This window comes from Streptomyces sp. NPDC048718, from assembly GCF_043198875.1.
Classification (GTDB): domain Bacteria; phylum Actinomycetota; class Actinomycetes; order Streptomycetales; family Streptomycetaceae; genus Streptomyces.
The window spans coordinates 287,813-304,158 of record NZ_JBICVG010000007.1 but is presented as its reverse complement, the minus strand read 5'-3'; the positions used below and the strand labels follow the sequence as shown (position 1 = coordinate 304,158).

Sequence of the window (16,346 nt, the reverse complement as noted above, 5' to 3'; positions counted from 1 at the left end):
ATAGGGCCGCACGGTCCGCGCGGCCCGTCAGGAGGTTCAGACGGCCGAGCCGGCCTTCCACGTCGCCCAGTCCATGTTCCAGCCGTTGAGGCCGTTGTCGGGGGCGATCGTCTTGTCCTTGGAGTTCTTCACGATGACGATGTCGCCGACGATCGAGTGGTCGAAGAACCAGGCACCCATCTGGTTCGGGTCGTTCGCGCCCTTGGCGTCGGCGAGACCCACACAGCCATGGCTGGTGTTCGCACTGCCGAAGATGGAGCGCGAACCCCAGTAGTTGCCGTGGATGAAGGTGCCGGAGGTGGACAGGCGCATGGCGTGCGGCACGTCCTTGATGTCGTACTCGCCCTTGCCGTCGGAGTCGGTGAAGCCGACGGTGGCGCCGTTCATCCGGGTCTCCTTGAACTTCTCGGAGATCACCATCTCGCCGTTGTAGGTGGTGTTCTCGGGAGAGCCCGCGGAGATCGGGATGGTCTTGATCGTCTTGCCGTCCTGCGTGACGGTCATCTGCCTCGTGGCGACGTCGACCGTGGAGACCTGGTTACGGCCGATCTTGAAGGTGACGGTCTTCTGCTGGACACCGAAGACGCCCGGGGCGCCCTCGACGCCGTCGAGGCTGAGCTTGAGGGTGACGGTCGAACCCTCGGACCAGTACTTCTCCGGGCGGAAGTCGAGGCGGGTCTGGTTGAACCAGTGCCCGACGACCTCCTGGCCGGAGCTGGTGGAGACGGTGATACCGCTCTGGACGGCCTTCTTGTCGGCGATCGCCTTGTTGAAGTTGATCGAGACCGGCATGCCGACGCCGACGGTCGAACCGTCCTCCGGCGTGAAGTTGCCGATGAAGCTGTTGGCGGCCGAGACGGTGGTGAAGGAGGAGTTCTCGTGCGCCGCCAGACCGGCGGCGTCCTTGGCGGTCGCGGCGATCTTGTAGACGGTGGCGCGCTGGAGGGCGGCGCTCGGCTTCCAGCTGAGCCCGTCGGCGGATATCTGCCCGGCGACGGCCGTGCCCTCCGCGGAGGTCATGGTGACCTCGGTGAGCTTGCCGCTGGTGACGGTGACCTTGGCGTCGTTGTTGATCGACGCGTTCTGGGCGCCGTTCTTCGGCGCGATGGTGATCTGCGCCTTGGAGGTCTCCTGCGCGGCCGCCTTGTCGACCTGGGCCTGCGACTGGGCGCTCTGCGAGGTGTCGCCGCCGTCCTTGTCGCTGCACGCCGAGAGCATCAGAACGCCACCGAGGACCGCGGCCGCAGCCGCCAGGCCCTTGCGACGCTTGCCGTCCGTCATCACACGCTTCTCCATCGTCGCCTCAACCTGCCACTACCTACTGAAACACCCCTGCGAGCCCCCGCGGACCCATTACCGGGGGGTTTGTGGGGAACACCACTGATCATCACGCAATTCCGGAGCCTTCGGTTCCCCGGGTGGCCCCTCTCACACGGGTGTGGCCGGTCTGTGGCCGGGCCGTGGCCGATCCGTGGCCGTCCCGCTCAGCCCCTGCCCGCCGCCCGGCGCGGGGCGGAGGGGGGAGGCGGGAGCGGGGGCGGGGCGGGGGGCGGGGGGCGGGAGGCCCACAGGAGGGGGTCAGGCGCGCCGCCCCGTCCGGCTCTCGCCGTCCGCCGCCTCTGCCGCCTCTGCCGCCTCACCCTCCTCTTCGACCTCGTCGCGCTCGTCCTCGTCGTACGCGCCGTCTGCCTCGTCCTCGTCGTAGCCGGCTTCGTACGCGTCGCCCTCGTCGTACTCGTCGTCGGGGTCCCACATCCCCTCCGCGGGGTCGTACGCGACCTCCTCGCTGCTCCAGGACGCCTGGACGAGTTCGACCCCGGGCACCGTCCCGACCAGGTCGAAGGGGTCCACCAGGTACGCGAGCGCCTCGGCGGCGTCCTCGTCGACGGCGGCCCTGGTCTGCGTGCGGTCCTCCGCCGGCAGCGACGGGTCGGCGTCGATCCGGCCGACGGCGGCCTCGGACAGGGCTTCGGGGCCTTCGATCTCCACTACGAGATCGACGCGAAGCCGTACATAGCGTGATGTCTCGGAAGTACTCATAGCCGGAGCGTAGAGCGCCGGGGCGGCTCGGATTTCGCGCGACCCGCTGCGTTCATTAGCATCGAAGTACCCGTCAATTCCGGGTTTCCGCAAGGGGGATCGAAAAATCGTGTCCGTCGCACGACGCCCGCTGCTCACCGCCGTAGCGGCGGGGACACTGCTCTGCGCGCTGTGGTTCGTACCGTCCGCGAAGACCGCGGGCGAACAGAGCCCGGTGGACGACTCCGGCTCGTCCGTGGCGGACATGGCGGACCTGACGAGCATGTCGGGTTCGGCCGGCACGGCTGGTGCGGCCGACGTCGACGATGACGAGAACGCGGACACGGGCACGGGCACGGGCACGGCCGAGGAGCCTGAGCGGCTTTCGCGCGCCATCGGCACCGACATCACGCCGTACGTCCTCGCCGGAACGATCCTGCTGGGTGTGGGCGCCGGTTCCGTCACCCTGGCGACACGGCGCTTCGGCGGCCCCCGCACCTGACCCATGGCGGCCCCCGCCGGGCGTGAGCCCCGTACCGCGTGCGCCGCGAGCACGGCGAAGGGCCGCCCCGTACGGGACGGCCCTCACTTCCCCCCCATGTCACCTCCCTGTCACCCCCAGGAGTGAGGCCAGAGGACCACAGGTGACGAATCAGGGTCAGGGGTTACGGGTTTACGGGTTTACGAGTGCCGGGTCACGCCAGCGGCCCCGTCACCGGCTCGACCGCGGCGACCAGCCGGCCCGCACGGACGAACGCGTCGGTGGCGGCCAGGTCGGGCGCGAGGAAGCGGTCCGGGCCGGGGCCCTCGACGCCGGCCGCGCGCAGGGCCGCGATGGCGGCGGCGGAGGCGGGCGCCGGGCTCAGGCCGTGGCGGAGTTCGATGCCGCGCGTGGCCGCGTACAGCTCGACGGCAAGGACCCGGGTGAGGTTGTCGATCGTGGTGCGCAGCTTGCGGGCGGCGGACCAGCCCATGGAGACGTGGTCCTCCTGCATCGCGGAGGACGGGATGGAGTCGACGGAAGCCGGGACGGCGAGCCGCTTCATCTCGCTGACCAGGGCGGCCTGCGTGTACTGGGCGATCATCAGACCGGAGTCGACGCCGGCGTCGTCGGCGAGGAACGGCGGCAGGCCGTGCGAACGGTTCTTGTCGAGCAGCCGGTCGGTGCGACGCTCGGCGATGGAGGCGAGGTCGGCGGCGGCGATCGCGAGAAAGTCGAGGACGTACGCGACGGGGGCGCCGTGGAAGTTGCCGTTGGAGCGGACCTCGCCGTTGGCGAGCACCACCGGGTTGTCGACGGCGGCGGCCAGCTCGTACTGGGCGACCATCCGGGCGTGCGCCAGGGTGTCGCGGCCGGCGCCGGCGACCTGCGGGGCACAGCGCACCGAGTAGGCGTCCTGGACGCGCGGGGCCTCGCCGCTCTGGTAGTGGCCGGTCAGCTCGGAGCCCTTGAGCACGGCGAGCATGTTGGCGGCGGAAGCGGCCTGGCCGGGGTGCGGGCGGATGGCGTGCAGCTCGGGTTCGAGGACCTTGTCGGTGCCGAGGAGCGCTTCGAGGGAGAGGGCGGCGGTGACGTCGGCCGACTTGTAGAGGGTGTCGAGGTCGGCGAGGGCCATGATCAGCATGCCGAGCATGCCGTCGGTTCCGTTGAGGAGGGCGAGGCCCTCCTTCTCCTTGAGCGCGACGGGCTCGATGCCGGCTGCCGCCAGGAGTTCGCCGGCGGGCGCGACCACGCCGTCCGGGCCCTCGGCGTCCCCCTCGCCCATGAGCGCGAGCGCGCAGTGGGAGAGCGGGGCGAGGTCGCCGGAGCAGCCGAGGGAGCCGTACTCGTGGACGACCGGGGTGATCCCGGCGTTGAGGACGTCGGCCATGGTCTGGGCGACCTCGGGCCGTACACCCGTGTGGCCCGAGGCGACGGTCTTCAGCCGCAGGAACATCAGCGCGCGGACGACCTCGCGCTCGACGCGCGGGCCCATGCCGGCGGCGTGCGAGCGGACGATGTTGCGCTGCAGCTGGGCGCGCAGTTCGTGGCCGATGTGACGGGTGGCCAGGGCACCGAACCCGGTGGAGACGCCGTAGACCGGCTCGGGCTTGGCGGCGAGCGCGTCCACGGTGGCACGGGCGGCGGCGAGCGCCGCGACGGCGTCGGATGACAGCTCGACGCGCGCACCGTGGCGGGCGACGGCGACGACGTCCTGCGGGGTGGTGCCGGACGTCCCAAGGACGACAGTCTGCATATCCATATTCAGCACCCTACGGACTGAAGAGCCCCATGTCACTAGTCGACTTGATCCGTCTGCCGGCCGCCGCGCAGGCAGGGGCACCGGGCGCTCGCCGGCCCCCGCGTCGGTCTCGGCCTCGCGGCCCACTGGGTACCGTGCTGATGACGAACTCTGTGCGGGCATATGACGATCGCGTCCGACTGCCCGATGGCTGGGAGGTGTCCTGATGCTGGAGGAAGCCGAGGAGATCGGCCGGCGCGTCCGCAGGGCGCGGCTACGACTCGGGATGCCGCAGGCCGACCTCGCCGCTGCCCTGGGGAAGTCACAGGGCTGGGTGTCGAAGATGGAACGCGGCGTGATCGAGCTGGACCGGGTCGGGCTCCTCAACCAGGTCGCCTCGGAACTGCACGTCCACCCGAACGACCTGATCGGCAGGCCCTACGCCGGCTCCCCCGAGAACAATCAATGGCAGACCGCCGCTTCGTCGATCCTGCGGGAGCTGCGCCGCTACGATCTCGCCCCCGTCTTCGACGGGAGCCCTCGTCCGGCGGCGCAGTTGTGGCGTGAGGTGACACGGCTGCACCGGCTCCGGGACGCCGCGTCCAGCGTCGCGATCCTCCGCGTCCTCCCGGACCTCTTCCGCGAGGCACGGGCCCTGGCCGAGGCATCAGAGGGGCACGAGCGAGAGGAGGCGTACGCCGTCTACGCGATCTGCTGCAAGTTCGCCCACACCGCCGCCCACTCCCTCGGCCATCCGGAACTGGTGGCGATGGCCTGTGAACGGGCCGCGTGGTCGGCCCGCCTGTCCGGGGACCCGGTCCTGCCGGCCGTGGCGGACTGGATGCGGGTGTGGGACATGTGGACCACCGCCGACTGGGCGGACGCCATGGCACTCTCCGACCAGGCGATCGCCTCGGTGCAGCAGGAGTACGAGCGCGGCGAGCCACTGGCGGTACGAGCCTGGGGCACACTCCAGCTCCGGGCGGCGGTCTCGGCCGCGCGAGCGGGCCGGGCCGCCGAGGCGGAGGACCGGATCGGCCACGCGCGCGATGCCGCCGCGCGCATGGACGCCTACGCGGGTCCGCCCCTGTACGACCGGCACTCGCTGACGTTCTCCGCAGGAAACGTACACATCCACGCGATCGCCGTCGCGCTGGAGATGGGACTTCAGGGCAAGGCTCTGGAGATAAACCGCCGCACCAGCCCGGAGTTGGTCGACTCGCTGCCCAACTCCCGCCGGGGCCACCATCACATGGACATGGCCCGCGCCTGGCTTTGGGACGGCTCCCGGGGCAAGGCTCTCGGGGAGCTGGAGACCGCCGAGCGCATCGCCCCCCAGCTGGTCCGGAACCATCCCATGGCCCGCTCCACGCTCCGCAGCATCGTCCACGCCGAACGAGCGGCCACGCGCGAGTCGTTGCGCCGCATGTCCGACCGCTTTCACCTGGATCGATAGGGGTCGTATTCCTCCTGCTCATAATCGAGGGCTTCGCCGCTCCTAACGTCGGAGCATGACCGCACAACCTTCCCCCCCAGTTCTCTCCCTCGGGAAGCAGGGCAGGGGCGGCCGACCCGCCCACGCTGCAACTGGGCTGCCTCGTCACCGATGCCGGACGCGACGACCGCGTCGGGGTCGTGGTGGCCCAGCCGGGTGACGGACCGGCCACCACCTATCACCTGCGGGCGCCCGGAGGCGGACCCGAGTGGTCGGCGCCGGCCGACGGCTCGACGTTGCGTCCGGTGCCCCCGAGCATCACCCATGCCACGCTGCGGCCTCCTCGGGACGCGTCGCACACCCCGCACTTCCCCGTGCTCTCGGTGCCCGCCGTGATCCACTTCGACGACGGCGCGACGCACGACACGACGCTCGCTCTCACCTCGGCGGATCTGGAGGGGCAGCGCCTCGGGCCCACCAACCCGTCGACCGGTCCGAGCCCCGCGCTACGCGCCCGCGCCGAGGCCGGCTGGCAGCGCTTCCTCGACCGGTGGCCCGAGACGCCGGGGCCCGAGGTGTCGGGGCCCGAGGAGACCGAGACACCAGAGGGGCCCGAGGGATGACCCGGACCGCCGCCGAGGGCCCACAAGACCATCCCCTCCTCCACCACCTCGTGCGGGACATCGCCAGCCGGGGCGAGGGAATCCTCGCCGCCGTCGTCCAGGAGCAGCACGGCGGCCGGCTCATCCGTATCGCGCACATCCAGCCTGCGGACGGCATCGCCTGGTCGACGGCGCTGGACAACGTCACGGCCGTCCGATGACCCGACGCGAAGCGACGCGGCGGCTCGCGGCGCTCGCCGATGCCGTCGCGACCATCGCCCTCGTGGTCGCCCTGACCTCGGCGAGCTCTGAGCGGACTCACGGCTCGCTGAGGTGAGGAGAGAGGGCAAGTGGTCCGGCGGAGACGCGGTCAGGAGGAGGGGGCGGGGGGCCAGGGGGCGGTGAGGAGGTCGGCGATCGGGCGGCGGGGGCGGTGCTCCGGCGGGGAGTCGGCCGCCTTTCCCAGGGCGATCACGGAGATGATGAACCAGCCCGGGGCCGGGCCGAGTTCCTCGGTGAGGCCCTCCAAATCGAAGGCGCGGAACTGGTGAGCCGCCAGGCCCATCGCCTGGGCCTGGACGGTCATGTGGGCGACGCTCTGGCCGAGGTCGTAGTCCGCGAACTCCGAGTAGGTCAGGCCGCTTTCGTCCACCTGGCGGCGCGTAAGCGTGACGACGAGCAGGCCCGCGCCCGTCGCCCAGCGGGCCGAGCTGGGGGCGAGGTGGCGGACCACCCGCTCATGATCCGGTTCACCGGGGCGGCATGTGAAGAAGCCCCACGGTTGGGAGTTCCCGGCAGAAGGCGCCCATCGCGCGGCCTCCAGCAGCAGGCCGAGGGTGCGGTCGTCGACGGCGACCGACGGATCGAACCGGTAGGGGCTGAACCGGTCCGCCAGCAAAGGGTGGAGACCGTCGGACGGTTCGAGGTCGCGGCGCATTCCCGGTGCAACCCGGCTCCCCACGTGCATATTCCAGCTGTCCACCGGCCACCGGGGCGGACATGACGGGCCCGCCGATAGCAGAATCCTATTTACACAGCGTGTCTTAACAGGCACTCTGCGTGCGGTACTGTGCCCGTAAATCGGCCCCCGCGATGGCGGCAACCATCCACGAGGGCCTCAAGCACGAGCGGAAGAAGCTTTCCACCGTGATGTACCGGCACTTTATCGCGCCCACGCGCGCCTTCTCCCAGTTGGCGCACGCGATCATCCGTCATCCGCGCCTCGGTTCCGACGCCGTTCGGATCCTCACCTGGCAACTCTCCCTGCCCCCGGACACGCGGGAGACCTTGTCCCGAACGGCTGAGCGGGCCCACATCGGGGGATGCGCGTTCACGCGGGCGAAGCGGCAGCTGAAGGCGGAGGGGTACCTCCACGAGCGGCGAGTCCAGGGGCCTGGCGGGCAGTGGACGACTCAACAGGTCGTGACCAACGAGCCGTTGAGCGCGGAGGAGGCGGCCAAGCTCCTCGCGCGGACGCCCGTACCGACCCGCTGGCCAGAGTCCGTACCGAGTGCCGGAATTCCGGCCGTCGGTGAACCGACGGGTCGGCTCACCGACGGTCATCCAAAGAAAGACCTTGGCGAAGACACCTCCATCCATCCGCCCGAGCCCGAGCCCGGGTACGAGCCGGATCCCGGGCACGCACCCGGGTACGAGCCGGATCCCGGGCACGGGTCGGATCCCGAGCCGGAGCCGGAGCCGCCTCCCAGGCCGGAGCCCGCACCCCGCCCCAACCCCCACCCCGACCCCGAAGTGCCTGCGGAAGCCCGTGAGTTCATCCGTTCGCTGCCCGCCCTCTCCCCCGCCCTGCGGCACATCCCGCCGGGCATGCGGAACGAACTCGCCCGTCTCGCCGCCGCCTGGCTGGCAGCCGGACACGGCACCTCCGTCGTCCGCGAGCACGTACGGCGCGGCCTGCCCAAGGACGGCACCCCCGTACACCGGCCCGGCGGCCTCGTCCGCTATCTGCTGCGCGAAGTCCCGCCTCCCGCCCCTCCTGAGTCCCCACCCGCCCCCGCCGAACGGCACGTGTCAGCCCGGCTGTTGGGCGCCCGAGAGTGCGCGAGCGAACGGCATGTCCAACCGATGCTGTTCCGGCCGGTCGGGGACGAGACCTTCTGCGCCCTGTGCGCCTCCCACCCCGCGCCCGCTCCCGCTCCCGTCCCGGCTCCCGCCTGAGGACCCGGACGCACCCCGGTGAGCGGCAGCGCGAGTACGGCGAGAAGCGAGCACAGCGACATGCCCGCGAACAGCGGCATCGCCGTGTGCGCGCCGCCCAGGCCGACGAGAGGTGCGGCGATGCCGCCCAGGAGGCTCTGAAGGGTGCCGAGGACGGCCGAGCCGGTTCCGGCCGCCTGGGGAACCCGTTCGAGGGCGAGGGCCGTGGCCGTACCGAAGACCTGTCCTACGCCGAGAAACGCGAGCCCGATGAGCCCGAGCGCGGCGGCCCGGCCGAGTCGCCCGGACAGTCGGCCGTCCGGGCGCTGCGGGATACGGGATTACGGAGAATCAGTACGCGGGAGAGTCGGTACGCGAAGGAGGAGGAAGAGGAGGCGGCCGGGTCAGACCGTACAGCCGAGCACCTTCTTCACCTTCGACGCGAAGTCCAGGGTGTAGTTCTTGATGTACGCGCGGCGTTCGCCGGCGTCACCGGCGGGCTTCACGGACGCGTCCACGAACACGACGAGATGATCGGCGTCGGGAGCCGCTCCGGGAGCGGCACAGCCCGTACTGACCATGGCGCTGGAATCTCCCAGCGCCCCAAGGCCCTTGAACGGAAGACCGTCCATCTTTTCCCGGTTGGTGAAGCGGAACTCATCCTGCTTCGCCATCGGGTCGTAGAGCTTGTCGACCTTCTCGACGTTCAGGTAGAGAAGCACCCTCTCATCCACGCTGATCTGGCACTTCCCCCAGGTCGCCCCACCCTTGGGAGCGATCAGGGAGCCGCCGGTGGTCTCCAGCTTGTCGCCGTCGACGAGGAAGGGGTCCAACAGCGTCTGGTCGACGCCGACCCCGCACAACTCCTTGGGGACCTCGTAGCCCCGGCCGGTGCCGCACCCCGCCAGGGACACGGCGAGGCACGCCGTGAGAGCCGCGCCGGACGCGCGGCGAAGCGATGCGTTCATCACTGGTCGCCCGACACCCCTTCGGCCTTCTTGTTGCCGTCGTTGGCCGCGCCCTCGATCTGCGAGTAGACGCCGTGGTTCTTGGAGTAGCCCTCGTGCCGCGGGTCCTCGGCCCAGGCGGTGTTCTCCTTGTACCAGAGGTCCGCGAGGCCCCTCAGTTCCCCGCTGCGGTTCTGGTACGTCTTGGTGTGGTCGTCGGTGGCCGCCTTGTTGATCCGGCCCTGCTCGTCCTCCAGCTGCGCGGAGGTGATCACATCCACACCACGCTGCAGGGTGTCGCCCCAGGGGCCGCCCGCCGCGTTCAGGACACCACCCACAATGTGGTACTTCCACGCCTTCTTCCACGAGGCGTCGGTGAGGTCGCCGTCCTTCTCGTCGTTCCTGGCCTGGTAACGGGCCTCCTCCAGGAAGCCGACCGACCGTCCGGCGCGGTCCAGGCTGTCCTCGGGGTGATCCTTCTCCGTGAGGATGTCGGTCACGAGCGTCTGGTGCATGCCTTCGGTGAGGATCTGATAGTCCTCCCTGTTGCGCGAGATCTGCTTGCTGACCTCCATGAGCTCGCCGGCTTCCTTCTGGTGCCCGACCGGGTCGCTCATCACCTCGTGGGCCCAGTCGCCGTGGTTGCCGATGGCGTACGCCATGCTGTCGCGCATCTCCGACGGGAAGTCGTTGCCGGTGCTCGCCAGGAGGCCCAGGGAGTTCTTGAAGACCTCGCGCTGCTCCGGCGAGTGCTCCGGGAACACGCCCTTCGTCTCCGGGTCGGAGACCCCCGACACCGCGGCGAACAGGGCCTTGCCGGTCGCGTCCAGCCCCTCGTTGGGACCCTTGTCCAGCGGCGAGTCGTCGAAGTACCCGTGCCCGCCACGGCCCTTGAGCACCCACTCCGCGTTGTCTTGCGGATCCTTGGAGTTGAAGAAGGCAGTCGACGCGTCCGGGCTGTTGGTGAGGGCCATCATGAAGCCCGTCATGGGGTCGCGCCCGAACTCCTTGCCGTCGAAGTTCGTCATCGCCTGGTTGTTCCAGAAGTGCTCCGGGTGCTTCATCTTCTTTTCCTCGGCCACCAGGTTGTCGCCGTAGCGCGCGAGGAACTGGTCGTCGTAGTCACCCGTGCGCATCAGGCTGCTCATGAGCTGGTACCCGTAGATCTCGCCCATGTGACCGGTCTTGTACCGCTGCCCCGCCGCGGCCAGCATGTCGTCCTCCCACTTCCGCATGGCCGGGCTGTCGGACTGGGTGGCACCGCCGAGGACGTAGCCCAGGTTCTTCTGGAAGTCGCCGAGCGAGTCGAACTGCGTGCGGGTCAGGTCCTTGGTGGAGTCCGGGCTCGACAGGTCCGCCCAGAACTCCAGCATCTTCTTCGGGCCGACCTCGGTGGCGAACCTCTCCTGGAACAAGGGGTCGTCCTTGTACGAGGCGAGCAGCCCGTTCAGCTTCTGGAACTCCTCGGGCGACATCGTGTCGCCCTTCTCCTTGATGAGCTTGGCCGCCTCGTCGGCCTTGCGCATCGCCTCGACCGCGGAGTCACGGTCGCCGTACTTCGCTCCCGAGAAACCGGTCTGCGCCTGGTCGACGATGGCGCGCAGGACGGCGGCGGCCGTCGAGTCGCTCTCCGTGGCCCGGTCCAGGATGACCTTCACGTCGTCCCGGAGCTGCTCGGCGTCCTGGGTGGAGTGGTCCGGGACGTCGTAGCCCGCGGCGGCGCGGTCCGGGTGGACCATCATCGTGACGGTGAAGCCGCCGGGAATCCGGGTCACCGTGAGGTTCTTCGCGCGACCGCGCTCCAGGGCCTGGTCGAGCTGCTGCTTGTAGCTCACCAACTCGCCGTGGGTGTCGTGGAGGATGTCGTAGATGGTCTTGGCCTCGGTGTGCGCGTCGGTGAACTCGTGCGCCGTCTTGGTGATGAACTCACGGGAGACCTGGGCGTTCACACCGGTCCATTTGGCCTTGTCGGCCTTGGCCTTCATGTCCTCGCGCGCGTCCTTGTCCAGCGACTCCAGGTTGGTCACCACGGCCTTCCAGGCGGTGACGGCCGCGGCGAGCTGGGCGAAGTCGCCGTTGCGCAACGTGTCGATGTCCATCAGCGCTGCGTCCTCTCGGTGAAGCCGGCATCCAGGGTCGCGATGCTGCTGACGGTGCCGTAGATGTAGTGCTCGTCGCCGGCGTGCGCGCCCTGCGTGAAGTCCATGTGGTTGGAGACGTGCGCGCACGCGTCGAGCAGCGTCTTGAGCTGCGCCTCCCAGCGCTCCTGCACATGGTCGAGCGCGTCGCCCAGGGCGAACCCCTGGGTCCGCAGACCCTGCGCGGCGGTCTGGCTGGCGGACCAGGCGTCACGGCCCTGCCTGCCCAGACGGTCGAAGAGGCGGTACGCCGCGTCGCCCACGGCGGCGAGGTCCTGCTGGTCGACCGCCAGGTCGCCGCCGGGCGGCGGTCCGCTCGGGCCGTCGCTGTCGGGCACACGGTTCAGCCGCATCGCCGTGTTTCCCTTTTGGGCGGCATTCTCCTTGAGTTGATTCCACTCGTCCCAGGCCATCGGACCCTTCCCCCATGGTTGCGCCACATCACCGTTCCGGACAGAAGCCGTCGATTTTCAGCCCGGCATTCGAACCCAAGACCGTAGTGCCGAAGTTGATCTCGTTCGACAGTCGCGTAGAAAGAATGACGAAGCTGTGACAGGACGTTGATCTTCGCCCCGGGTACCCGCGCCTGCCTTCCAGGCGCCGGGCACCGGGCACCGGGCACCGGGCACCGGGCACCGGGCACCCGATGGCCTTGGCGACCCGACGGCCAGGCGGCGTTACGACTCCGGCCGCACCGGCGGCGCGTCGCGGAAGCGGCGGCGGTCGCGGGTCTCCGGCGGGGCGTCGGCGAGGGGGACGACGGTGCCGTCACGGCCCGCGACCACGGGCTTGCTGGAGCGGGCGGCCTTCGCCTGGTACTGGGCCGCGTCGGCGAGACGGAACAGACGGCGGGCGGACTTCAGCGGGCCGATCGGGTCTCCGGTGGACGCGACCCCGCAGGCAACGCCCTCACCGGTCTCCAACTCGGCCGCCCGTACGCACAGTTCCTCAGCGACCGCGACCACCTCGTCCGCACCGGGGCCGACGGTCAGCAGACAGAACTCGTCGCCGCCGAGCCGGGCGGCGAGGGCGCCGGGCAGCATGGCGCCACAGCGGGAGAGTACGGAGCCGAATCGTTCCAGCAGGCGGTCGCCGGCCGCGTGCCCGTGGGTGTCGTTGACGCTCTTCAAGCCGTTCAGATCACAGACCACCAGGCTCACCACGGAGCCGTCGGCCCGGTAGCGCTCGATGGCCTCGTCGAGCCGGGTGTCGACGGCGCGCCGGTTGGCGAGGCCGGTCAGCGGGTCGGTGAAGGCGAGCTTACGGACCTCCGCCAGCCGCTCGGCCTGGACGATCCCGGCCGCGACGACCGCCGCGAGGACGGTCGCGAACTCGGCGTCGTCCCGGTCGAAGGGCGGCGCGCCGGCCGGCCTCGCCACGTACAGCTCGCCCCAGGCCCTGCCGTGCAGCACGACCGGCGCGACCACGCAACTGCCGCGCCCGCGCCGCCGCAGGCCGGCGACCCGGGCGGTCGGCACCCGGTCGTCGGCCGTCTCGACCCAGGCGTCCGGGGCGCCGCCGCCCGCCCACTGCTCGTGCAGGAACTCGGTGATCTCCGGGAAGTGGTGCACGGGATACGTCTCGGAGTCCGGGAACTCCTCCTCGCCCGGCGCCCGCGCCCCCGCGTTCACCAGGACCTTCAGCCGGCCCCTGTCCCGCTGCCAGACGGACAGCGCGGCGAAGTCGCCGCCCAGCGCGTCGCACGCGCCCTGCGCGCCGGCCAGCCAGAACTCGCGCGGAGTGTGCGCCGCCGACATCGCCTGTGCCAGCGCCACGACGGCCCGGAGTCGCACGTCCTCACCCATTCCTCCAGCTTAGGGACGTTTGATTCGTTTTCCCTTCCGGGGCGTCACGAAAAGTCACACCGGAGGGGAGACGGCACCCCCGGGCGGGCGCTCAAGCCGGGCCCCGCCCGCGCCGATGCCCATTCCGGCGCTCCCGCCGAGGGGAGGCGACTCCCCCGGGCCCCCAGGGCCCCAGCCCCTTCGGACCTGCGGCGCCGCGCCCGCACTCACGCCCCCTGAGAGGTGTCATCCATGAAGCGGACCCTGCTCGCGGTGACCGCCGCCGCCGCTCTCGCCGCCTTCGCCTTCCCGTCCACCGACCTCACGGCCGCCGCCCAGGACTGTCTCCCGGGCTCGCCGCCCACCCACGTCGGCGAGCCCCGCACCTGCCTGTGGGACGGCGGCAGCACCGGCAGCGGCTACCCGGACGAGGAGACCTGCGAGCCCGCCGCCGAGCGGTACGCCGAGCAGGACGAGGAGCACGACTACCAGTGCGAGGACGTCTTCGGCAACGGCAGCTGGTGGGTCGTGCGGTACTGACCGGCATCCGGCCGGGCCCGCGCGGGCGACGACGACTGGAACGTCACCGCCCGCCGGCCGTACTCCGGTCATATGCCAGTCATCAACCGACCAGAGGCCGATCAGAGGCCGCTCAGAGGCCGCTCAGGCGCAGATCGGACACCGGTCAGACGCCGGGCCACTGCGGCTTCCGCTTCTCGTTGAACGCCGCCACGCCCTCCGCCCGGTCCCCGGAGAAGGCCACCGACCGCCAGGCCGCGTCCTCGACCTCCAGGCCCGCCCGCAGGTCCAGGCCCTGGCCGAGGCGCATGGCCTTCTTCGCGGCCCGCAGACCCACCGGCGAGTTGCCCGCGATCCGCCCGGCCAGCTCCAGGGCGGCCTCGCGCGCGTCCTCGGCCAGCACGTCCACCAGGCCCAGCTCGCGCGCCTCGGCAGCCTCCACCCGGCGGGCCGTGAAGACCAGCTCGGCGGCGCGGGCCGCGCCCACCCGGCGCGGCAGCAGCTGCGTACCGCCGCCGCCGGGGATCACGCCAACCGACACCTCGGGCAGCCCGACGACGGTGCTCGCGTCGCCCACGATCACGTCGCAGGACAGCGCCAGCTCGTACCCGCCGCCGAGGGCGAAGCCGTGCACGGCGGCCACGGTCGGCATGGGCAGTTCCAGGACGCCGGTGTACGCGGCGCGGGCGACGGGCCGCTGCCGGACCAGGTCGGCGTCAGTGAAGGAGTTGCGCTCCTTGAGGTCGGCGCCGACGCAGAAGGCTCGGTCGTTCGAGGAGGTCAGCACGGTGACCCGGACGTTCGGGTCGGCGGCGAGCGCGGCGCAGGCGGCGCCGATGGAGCGGGCCATCTCCGAGGAGACGGCGTTCATCGCCTTCGGCCGGTCCAGGACCAGCTCGGCGACGTGGCCGTCGCCTTCCCGCCGTACCGCGACGAACTCGCCGAAGCGCACCTCGCTCGGCTGCCCCGACTGCTCCGACTGCTCCGACTGCTCCGACCGTCCCGACTGCCCCAGCTCTTCCGCCATGACCGCACGCCCTCCCAGCCCAGCTCAGCCCTGTTAACGGTTGTTAACGGATCTTCACCGGAGATCTTAGGTCGGGCGGCGGCTCAGCAGCCAGGGTTCCACGACCCCGAGTCCGCGCACGGGGCGCTGCCACATCGGCCGGAGCGCGAAGCGGTACGAGGGAACGGGTCCGCCCTCCTTCTCGGCGCGCGCGGCCTCCTCCGCCGCCCGCGTCTCCGAGACGGGAGCGTCGCCGGTGCGGGTCAGCTCCTCGGCGAGGGCGCTGTCGACGAGCACGGCGTCCTTCGGGGCTATCGAGGTGAGCCGGCTGGCCAGGTTCACCGTCGTACCGAAGACATCGCCCATCCGGGTCGTGACCGTGCCGAACGCGATGCCGACTCGCAGCGCGGGCATCGTCTCGTCGTGGCCGAGGGTCTCGATGAGCCGCAGCCCGATCTCGGCGGCGGTGCCCGCGTCGTCGGCGCAGTAGAGGACCTCGTCGCCGAGGGTCTTGATGAGCCGGCCGCCGTGCGCGGCGACCAGGTCGGCGCAGGTGGTCTCGAAGGCCTCGACCAGCTCGCCGAGCTCCTCCTCCTCCAGGCGGCGGGTGAGCCGGGTGAAGCCGACGAGGTCCGCGAAGCCGACCGCGAGCCGGCGGTCGACCATCTCCTCGTCGTCGGCGGCCTGCACGACCCGGCCGGTGGCGGCGGCGAGCTGGCGCCGCCATACGTAGATCAGGAACTCCTCCAGCTCGGGCAGGAGTAGTTCGACCAGGGGATACGTGACCTCGGTGCGGGTCATCCCGGGCTCGGGCGGCTCGGTCAGCCCCTCCAGGAAGGAATCGATCTGCCATTCGGCCAGCCGGGCGGTGGTCTGGCCGGTGGAGCGGGCGACCTGGATGGCCATCGGCTCGCTGAGCAGCCCGGCCTCGACCAGACCGGCGAGGCGGCGCAGCGCGAGGACGTCGGCCTCGGTGAGCGCCTTGGCCTGGCCGATGTCGGCGAAGCCCATGGCGCGCCAGAAACGGGAGGCCAGCTCCATGGAGACACCGGCGGTACGGGCGGCCTGGAAGGGCGTGTAGCGGCGGTCGGCGCCGAGGATGAGCTGTTCGAGGCGGATGGCGAGGGGGTCGTCGGTCGGCTCCACCGTGTGGTCGACGACATGGTGCGGCGTGGGGTAGGCCGGTGGGCCCGGTGGACCGGCTGGTTCCGTCCCGCCGCCGTTGTTCGCGTCGTCGACGGTCACCGGCCGCCTCCTGCCCGTTCCCTGCCCACTGTCCTGCCGTTCTGTCGCGTGCGTCGCGCCGCGTGCAGCACGCTGCCGCGAATCGCCCCCACGATACGACAGGTGTGGGCTGGCTCACGCGGGAACCGGTCGCGCACCGCACGGAAGAGGCAGGTATGGCTCCACGCGCGCGTGGGCGCCGGGGACGCCGTCCATGCACGTGAACCTGGCATATGCCGCAGTGCGCCACCGCTCAGGCCGTCGCACGCCGTACGCACGCGTGGAGCTGGGAA

16 protein-coding genes are annotated in these 16,346 nt (G+C 71.0%); 6 read left to right on the top strand and 10 right to left on the bottom strand.

What is annotated here, in order from left to right; all coding sequences use genetic code 11:
- Positions 1–36: 36 nt before the first annotated feature.
- The gene (locus tag ACGFRB_RS16065) at positions 37–1,296 is read right to left on the bottom strand and encodes an Ig-like domain-containing protein (protein ID WP_393243473.1); all 1,260 of its coding nucleotides are present in this window, start codon (positions 1,294–1,296) and stop codon (positions 37–39) included.
- Positions 1,297–1,578: 282 nt separating this feature from the next.
- On the bottom strand, positions 1,579–2,040 hold the full coding sequence (locus ACGFRB_RS16060; protein ID WP_393243471.1) for a hypothetical protein: 462 nt from the start codon (positions 2,038–2,040) through the stop codon (positions 1,579–1,581).
- Between the two features lie 109 nt (positions 2,041–2,149).
- Between ACGFRB_RS16060 and ACGFRB_RS16055 the strand changes: the two genes are divergently transcribed.
- The gene (locus tag ACGFRB_RS16055) at positions 2,150–2,521 is read left to right on the top strand and encodes a hypothetical protein (RefSeq protein ID WP_393243469.1); all 372 of its coding nucleotides are present in this window, start codon (positions 2,150–2,152) and stop codon (positions 2,519–2,521) included.
- A 193-nt stretch (positions 2,522–2,714) separates the two neighbouring features.
- Here the strand turns inward: ACGFRB_RS16055 and hutH are convergent, their stop codons facing one another.
- On the bottom strand, positions 2,715–4,256 hold the full coding sequence (gene hutH / locus ACGFRB_RS16050) for a histidine ammonia-lyase (RefSeq protein ID WP_393243663.1): 1,542 nt from the start codon (positions 4,254–4,256) through the stop codon (positions 2,715–2,717).
- A 211-nt stretch (positions 4,257–4,467) separates the two neighbouring features.
- Here hutH and ACGFRB_RS16045 point away from each other — a divergent pair, with 211 nt between their 5' ends.
- The 3 genes from ACGFRB_RS16045 (at position 4,468) to ACGFRB_RS16035 (ending at position 6,499) form a co-directional block, all read left to right on the top strand.
- On the top strand, positions 4,468–5,697 hold the full coding sequence (locus ACGFRB_RS16045; RefSeq protein WP_393243467.1) for a helix-turn-helix domain-containing protein: 1,230 nt from the start codon (positions 4,468–4,470) through the stop codon (positions 5,695–5,697).
- A 284-nt stretch (positions 5,698–5,981) separates the two neighbouring features.
- Entirely contained in the window at positions 5,982–6,299 is a 318-nt protein-coding gene (locus tag ACGFRB_RS16040; RefSeq protein ID WP_393243465.1) for a hypothetical protein, read from the top strand.
- Complete coding sequence (locus ACGFRB_RS16035; protein ID WP_363006964.1) at positions 6,296–6,499, top strand: hypothetical protein; 204 nt, start codon at positions 6,296–6,298, stop codon at positions 6,497–6,499. The genes ACGFRB_RS16040 and ACGFRB_RS16035 overlap by 4 nt, the downstream gene beginning before the upstream one ends.
- 149 nt (positions 6,500–6,648) lie before the next feature.
- On the opposite strand, the gene ACGFRB_RS16030 is transcribed toward ACGFRB_RS16035, so the two are convergent.
- Entirely contained in the window at positions 6,649–7,215 is a 567-nt protein-coding gene (locus ACGFRB_RS16030; RefSeq protein ID WP_393243462.1) for a nitroreductase family protein, read from the bottom strand.
- Between the two features lie 155 nt (positions 7,216–7,370).
- On the opposite strand from ACGFRB_RS16030, the gene ACGFRB_RS16025 reads away from it, so the two are divergent.
- The gene (locus tag ACGFRB_RS16025; protein ID WP_393243460.1) at positions 7,371–8,456 is read left to right on the top strand and encodes a hypothetical protein; all 1,086 of its coding nucleotides are present in this window, start codon (positions 7,371–7,373) and stop codon (positions 8,454–8,456) included.
- 383 nt (positions 8,457–8,839) lie between these two features.
- On the opposite strand, the gene ACGFRB_RS16020 is transcribed toward ACGFRB_RS16025, so the two are convergent.
- The 4 genes from ACGFRB_RS16020 to ACGFRB_RS16005 form a co-directional block, all read right to left on the bottom strand.
- Positions 8,840–9,403, bottom strand: coding sequence for a hypothetical protein (locus tag ACGFRB_RS16020; protein ID WP_393243458.1), 564 nt, complete (start codon positions 9,401–9,403; stop codon positions 8,840–8,842).
- Complete coding sequence (locus ACGFRB_RS16015; RefSeq protein WP_393243456.1) at positions 9,403–11,481, bottom strand: hypothetical protein; 2,079 nt, start codon at positions 11,479–11,481, stop codon at positions 9,403–9,405. The genes ACGFRB_RS16020 and ACGFRB_RS16015 overlap by 1 nt, the downstream gene beginning before the upstream one ends.
- Positions 11,481–11,933 (bottom strand): hypothetical protein, encoded by a 453-nt coding sequence (locus tag ACGFRB_RS16010; protein ID WP_393243661.1) that lies wholly within the window; start codon positions 11,931–11,933, stop codon positions 11,481–11,483. The genes ACGFRB_RS16015 and ACGFRB_RS16010 overlap by 1 nt, the downstream gene beginning before the upstream one ends.
- A 264-nt stretch (positions 11,934–12,197) precedes the next feature.
- On the bottom strand, positions 12,198–13,325 hold the full coding sequence (locus ACGFRB_RS16005) for a diguanylate cyclase domain-containing protein (protein ID WP_393243454.1): 1,128 nt from the start codon (positions 13,323–13,325) through the stop codon (positions 12,198–12,200).
- Positions 13,326–13,556: 231 nt separating this feature from the next.
- On the opposite strand from ACGFRB_RS16005, the gene ACGFRB_RS16000 reads away from it, so the two are divergent.
- Positions 13,557–13,844: a hypothetical protein gene (locus ACGFRB_RS16000; protein WP_363006944.1), complete on the top strand. Its 288-nt coding sequence runs from the start codon at positions 13,557–13,559 to the stop codon at positions 13,842–13,844.
- Between the two features lie 145 nt (positions 13,845–13,989).
- Here the strand turns inward: ACGFRB_RS16000 and ACGFRB_RS15995 are convergent, their stop codons facing one another.
- Together ACGFRB_RS15995 and ACGFRB_RS15990 are read right to left on the bottom strand one after the other, a co-directional pair.
- On the bottom strand, positions 13,990–14,850 hold the full coding sequence (locus tag ACGFRB_RS15995) for an enoyl-CoA hydratase/isomerase family protein (RefSeq protein ID WP_393243452.1): 861 nt from the start codon (positions 14,848–14,850) through the stop codon (positions 13,990–13,992).
- A 66-nt stretch (positions 14,851–14,916) separates the two neighbouring features.
- The gene (locus tag ACGFRB_RS15990; RefSeq protein ID WP_363006940.1) at positions 14,917–16,074 is read right to left on the bottom strand and encodes an adenylate/guanylate cyclase domain-containing protein; all 1,158 of its coding nucleotides are present in this window, start codon (positions 16,072–16,074) and stop codon (positions 14,917–14,919) included.
- Between the last annotated feature and the right edge of the window lie 272 nt (positions 16,075–16,346).

Coding starts and splice junctions, on each gene's coding strand:
- ACGFRB_RS16065 (WP_393243473.1), bottom strand. CDS start 1,296: ATGGAGAAGCGTGTGATGACGGACGGCAAGCGTCGCAAGGGCCTGGCG.
- ACGFRB_RS16060 (WP_393243471.1), bottom strand. CDS start 2,040: ATGAGTACTTCCGAGACATCACGCTATGTACGGCTTCGCGTCGATCTC.
- hutH (WP_393243663.1), bottom strand. CDS start 4,256: ATGCAGACTGTCGTCCTTGGGACGTCCGGCACCACCCCGCAGGACGTC.
- ACGFRB_RS16045 (WP_393243467.1), top strand. CDS start 4,468: ATGCTGGAGGAAGCCGAGGAGATCGGCCGGCGCGTCCGCAGGGCGCGG.
- ACGFRB_RS16035 (WP_363006964.1), top strand. CDS start 6,296: ATGACCCGGACCGCCGCCGAGGGCCCACAAGACCATCCCCTCCTCCAC.
- ACGFRB_RS16030 (WP_393243462.1), bottom strand. CDS start 7,215: ATGCGCCGCGACCTCGAACCGTCCGACGGTCTCCACCCTTTGCTGGCG.
- ACGFRB_RS16025 (WP_393243460.1), top strand. CDS start 7,371: ATGGCGGCAACCATCCACGAGGGCCTCAAGCACGAGCGGAAGAAGCTT.
- ACGFRB_RS16020 (WP_393243458.1), bottom strand. CDS start 9,403: ATGAACGCATCGCTTCGCCGCGCGTCCGGCGCGGCTCTCACGGCGTGC.
- ACGFRB_RS16015 (WP_393243456.1), bottom strand. CDS start 11,481: ATGGACATCGACACGTTGCGCAACGGCGACTTCGCCCAGCTCGCCGCG.
- ACGFRB_RS16010 (WP_393243661.1), bottom strand. CDS start 11,933: ATGGCCTGGGACGAGTGGAATCAACTCAAGGAGAATGCCGCCCAAAAG.
- ACGFRB_RS16005 (WP_393243454.1), bottom strand. CDS start 13,325: ATGGGTGAGGACGTGCGACTCCGGGCCGTCGTGGCGCTGGCACAGGCG.
- ACGFRB_RS16000 (WP_363006944.1), top strand. CDS start 13,557: ATGAAGCGGACCCTGCTCGCGGTGACCGCCGCCGCCGCTCTCGCCGCC.
- ACGFRB_RS15995 (WP_393243452.1), bottom strand. CDS start 14,850: ATGGCGGAAGAGCTGGGGCAGTCGGGACGGTCGGAGCAGTCGGAGCAG.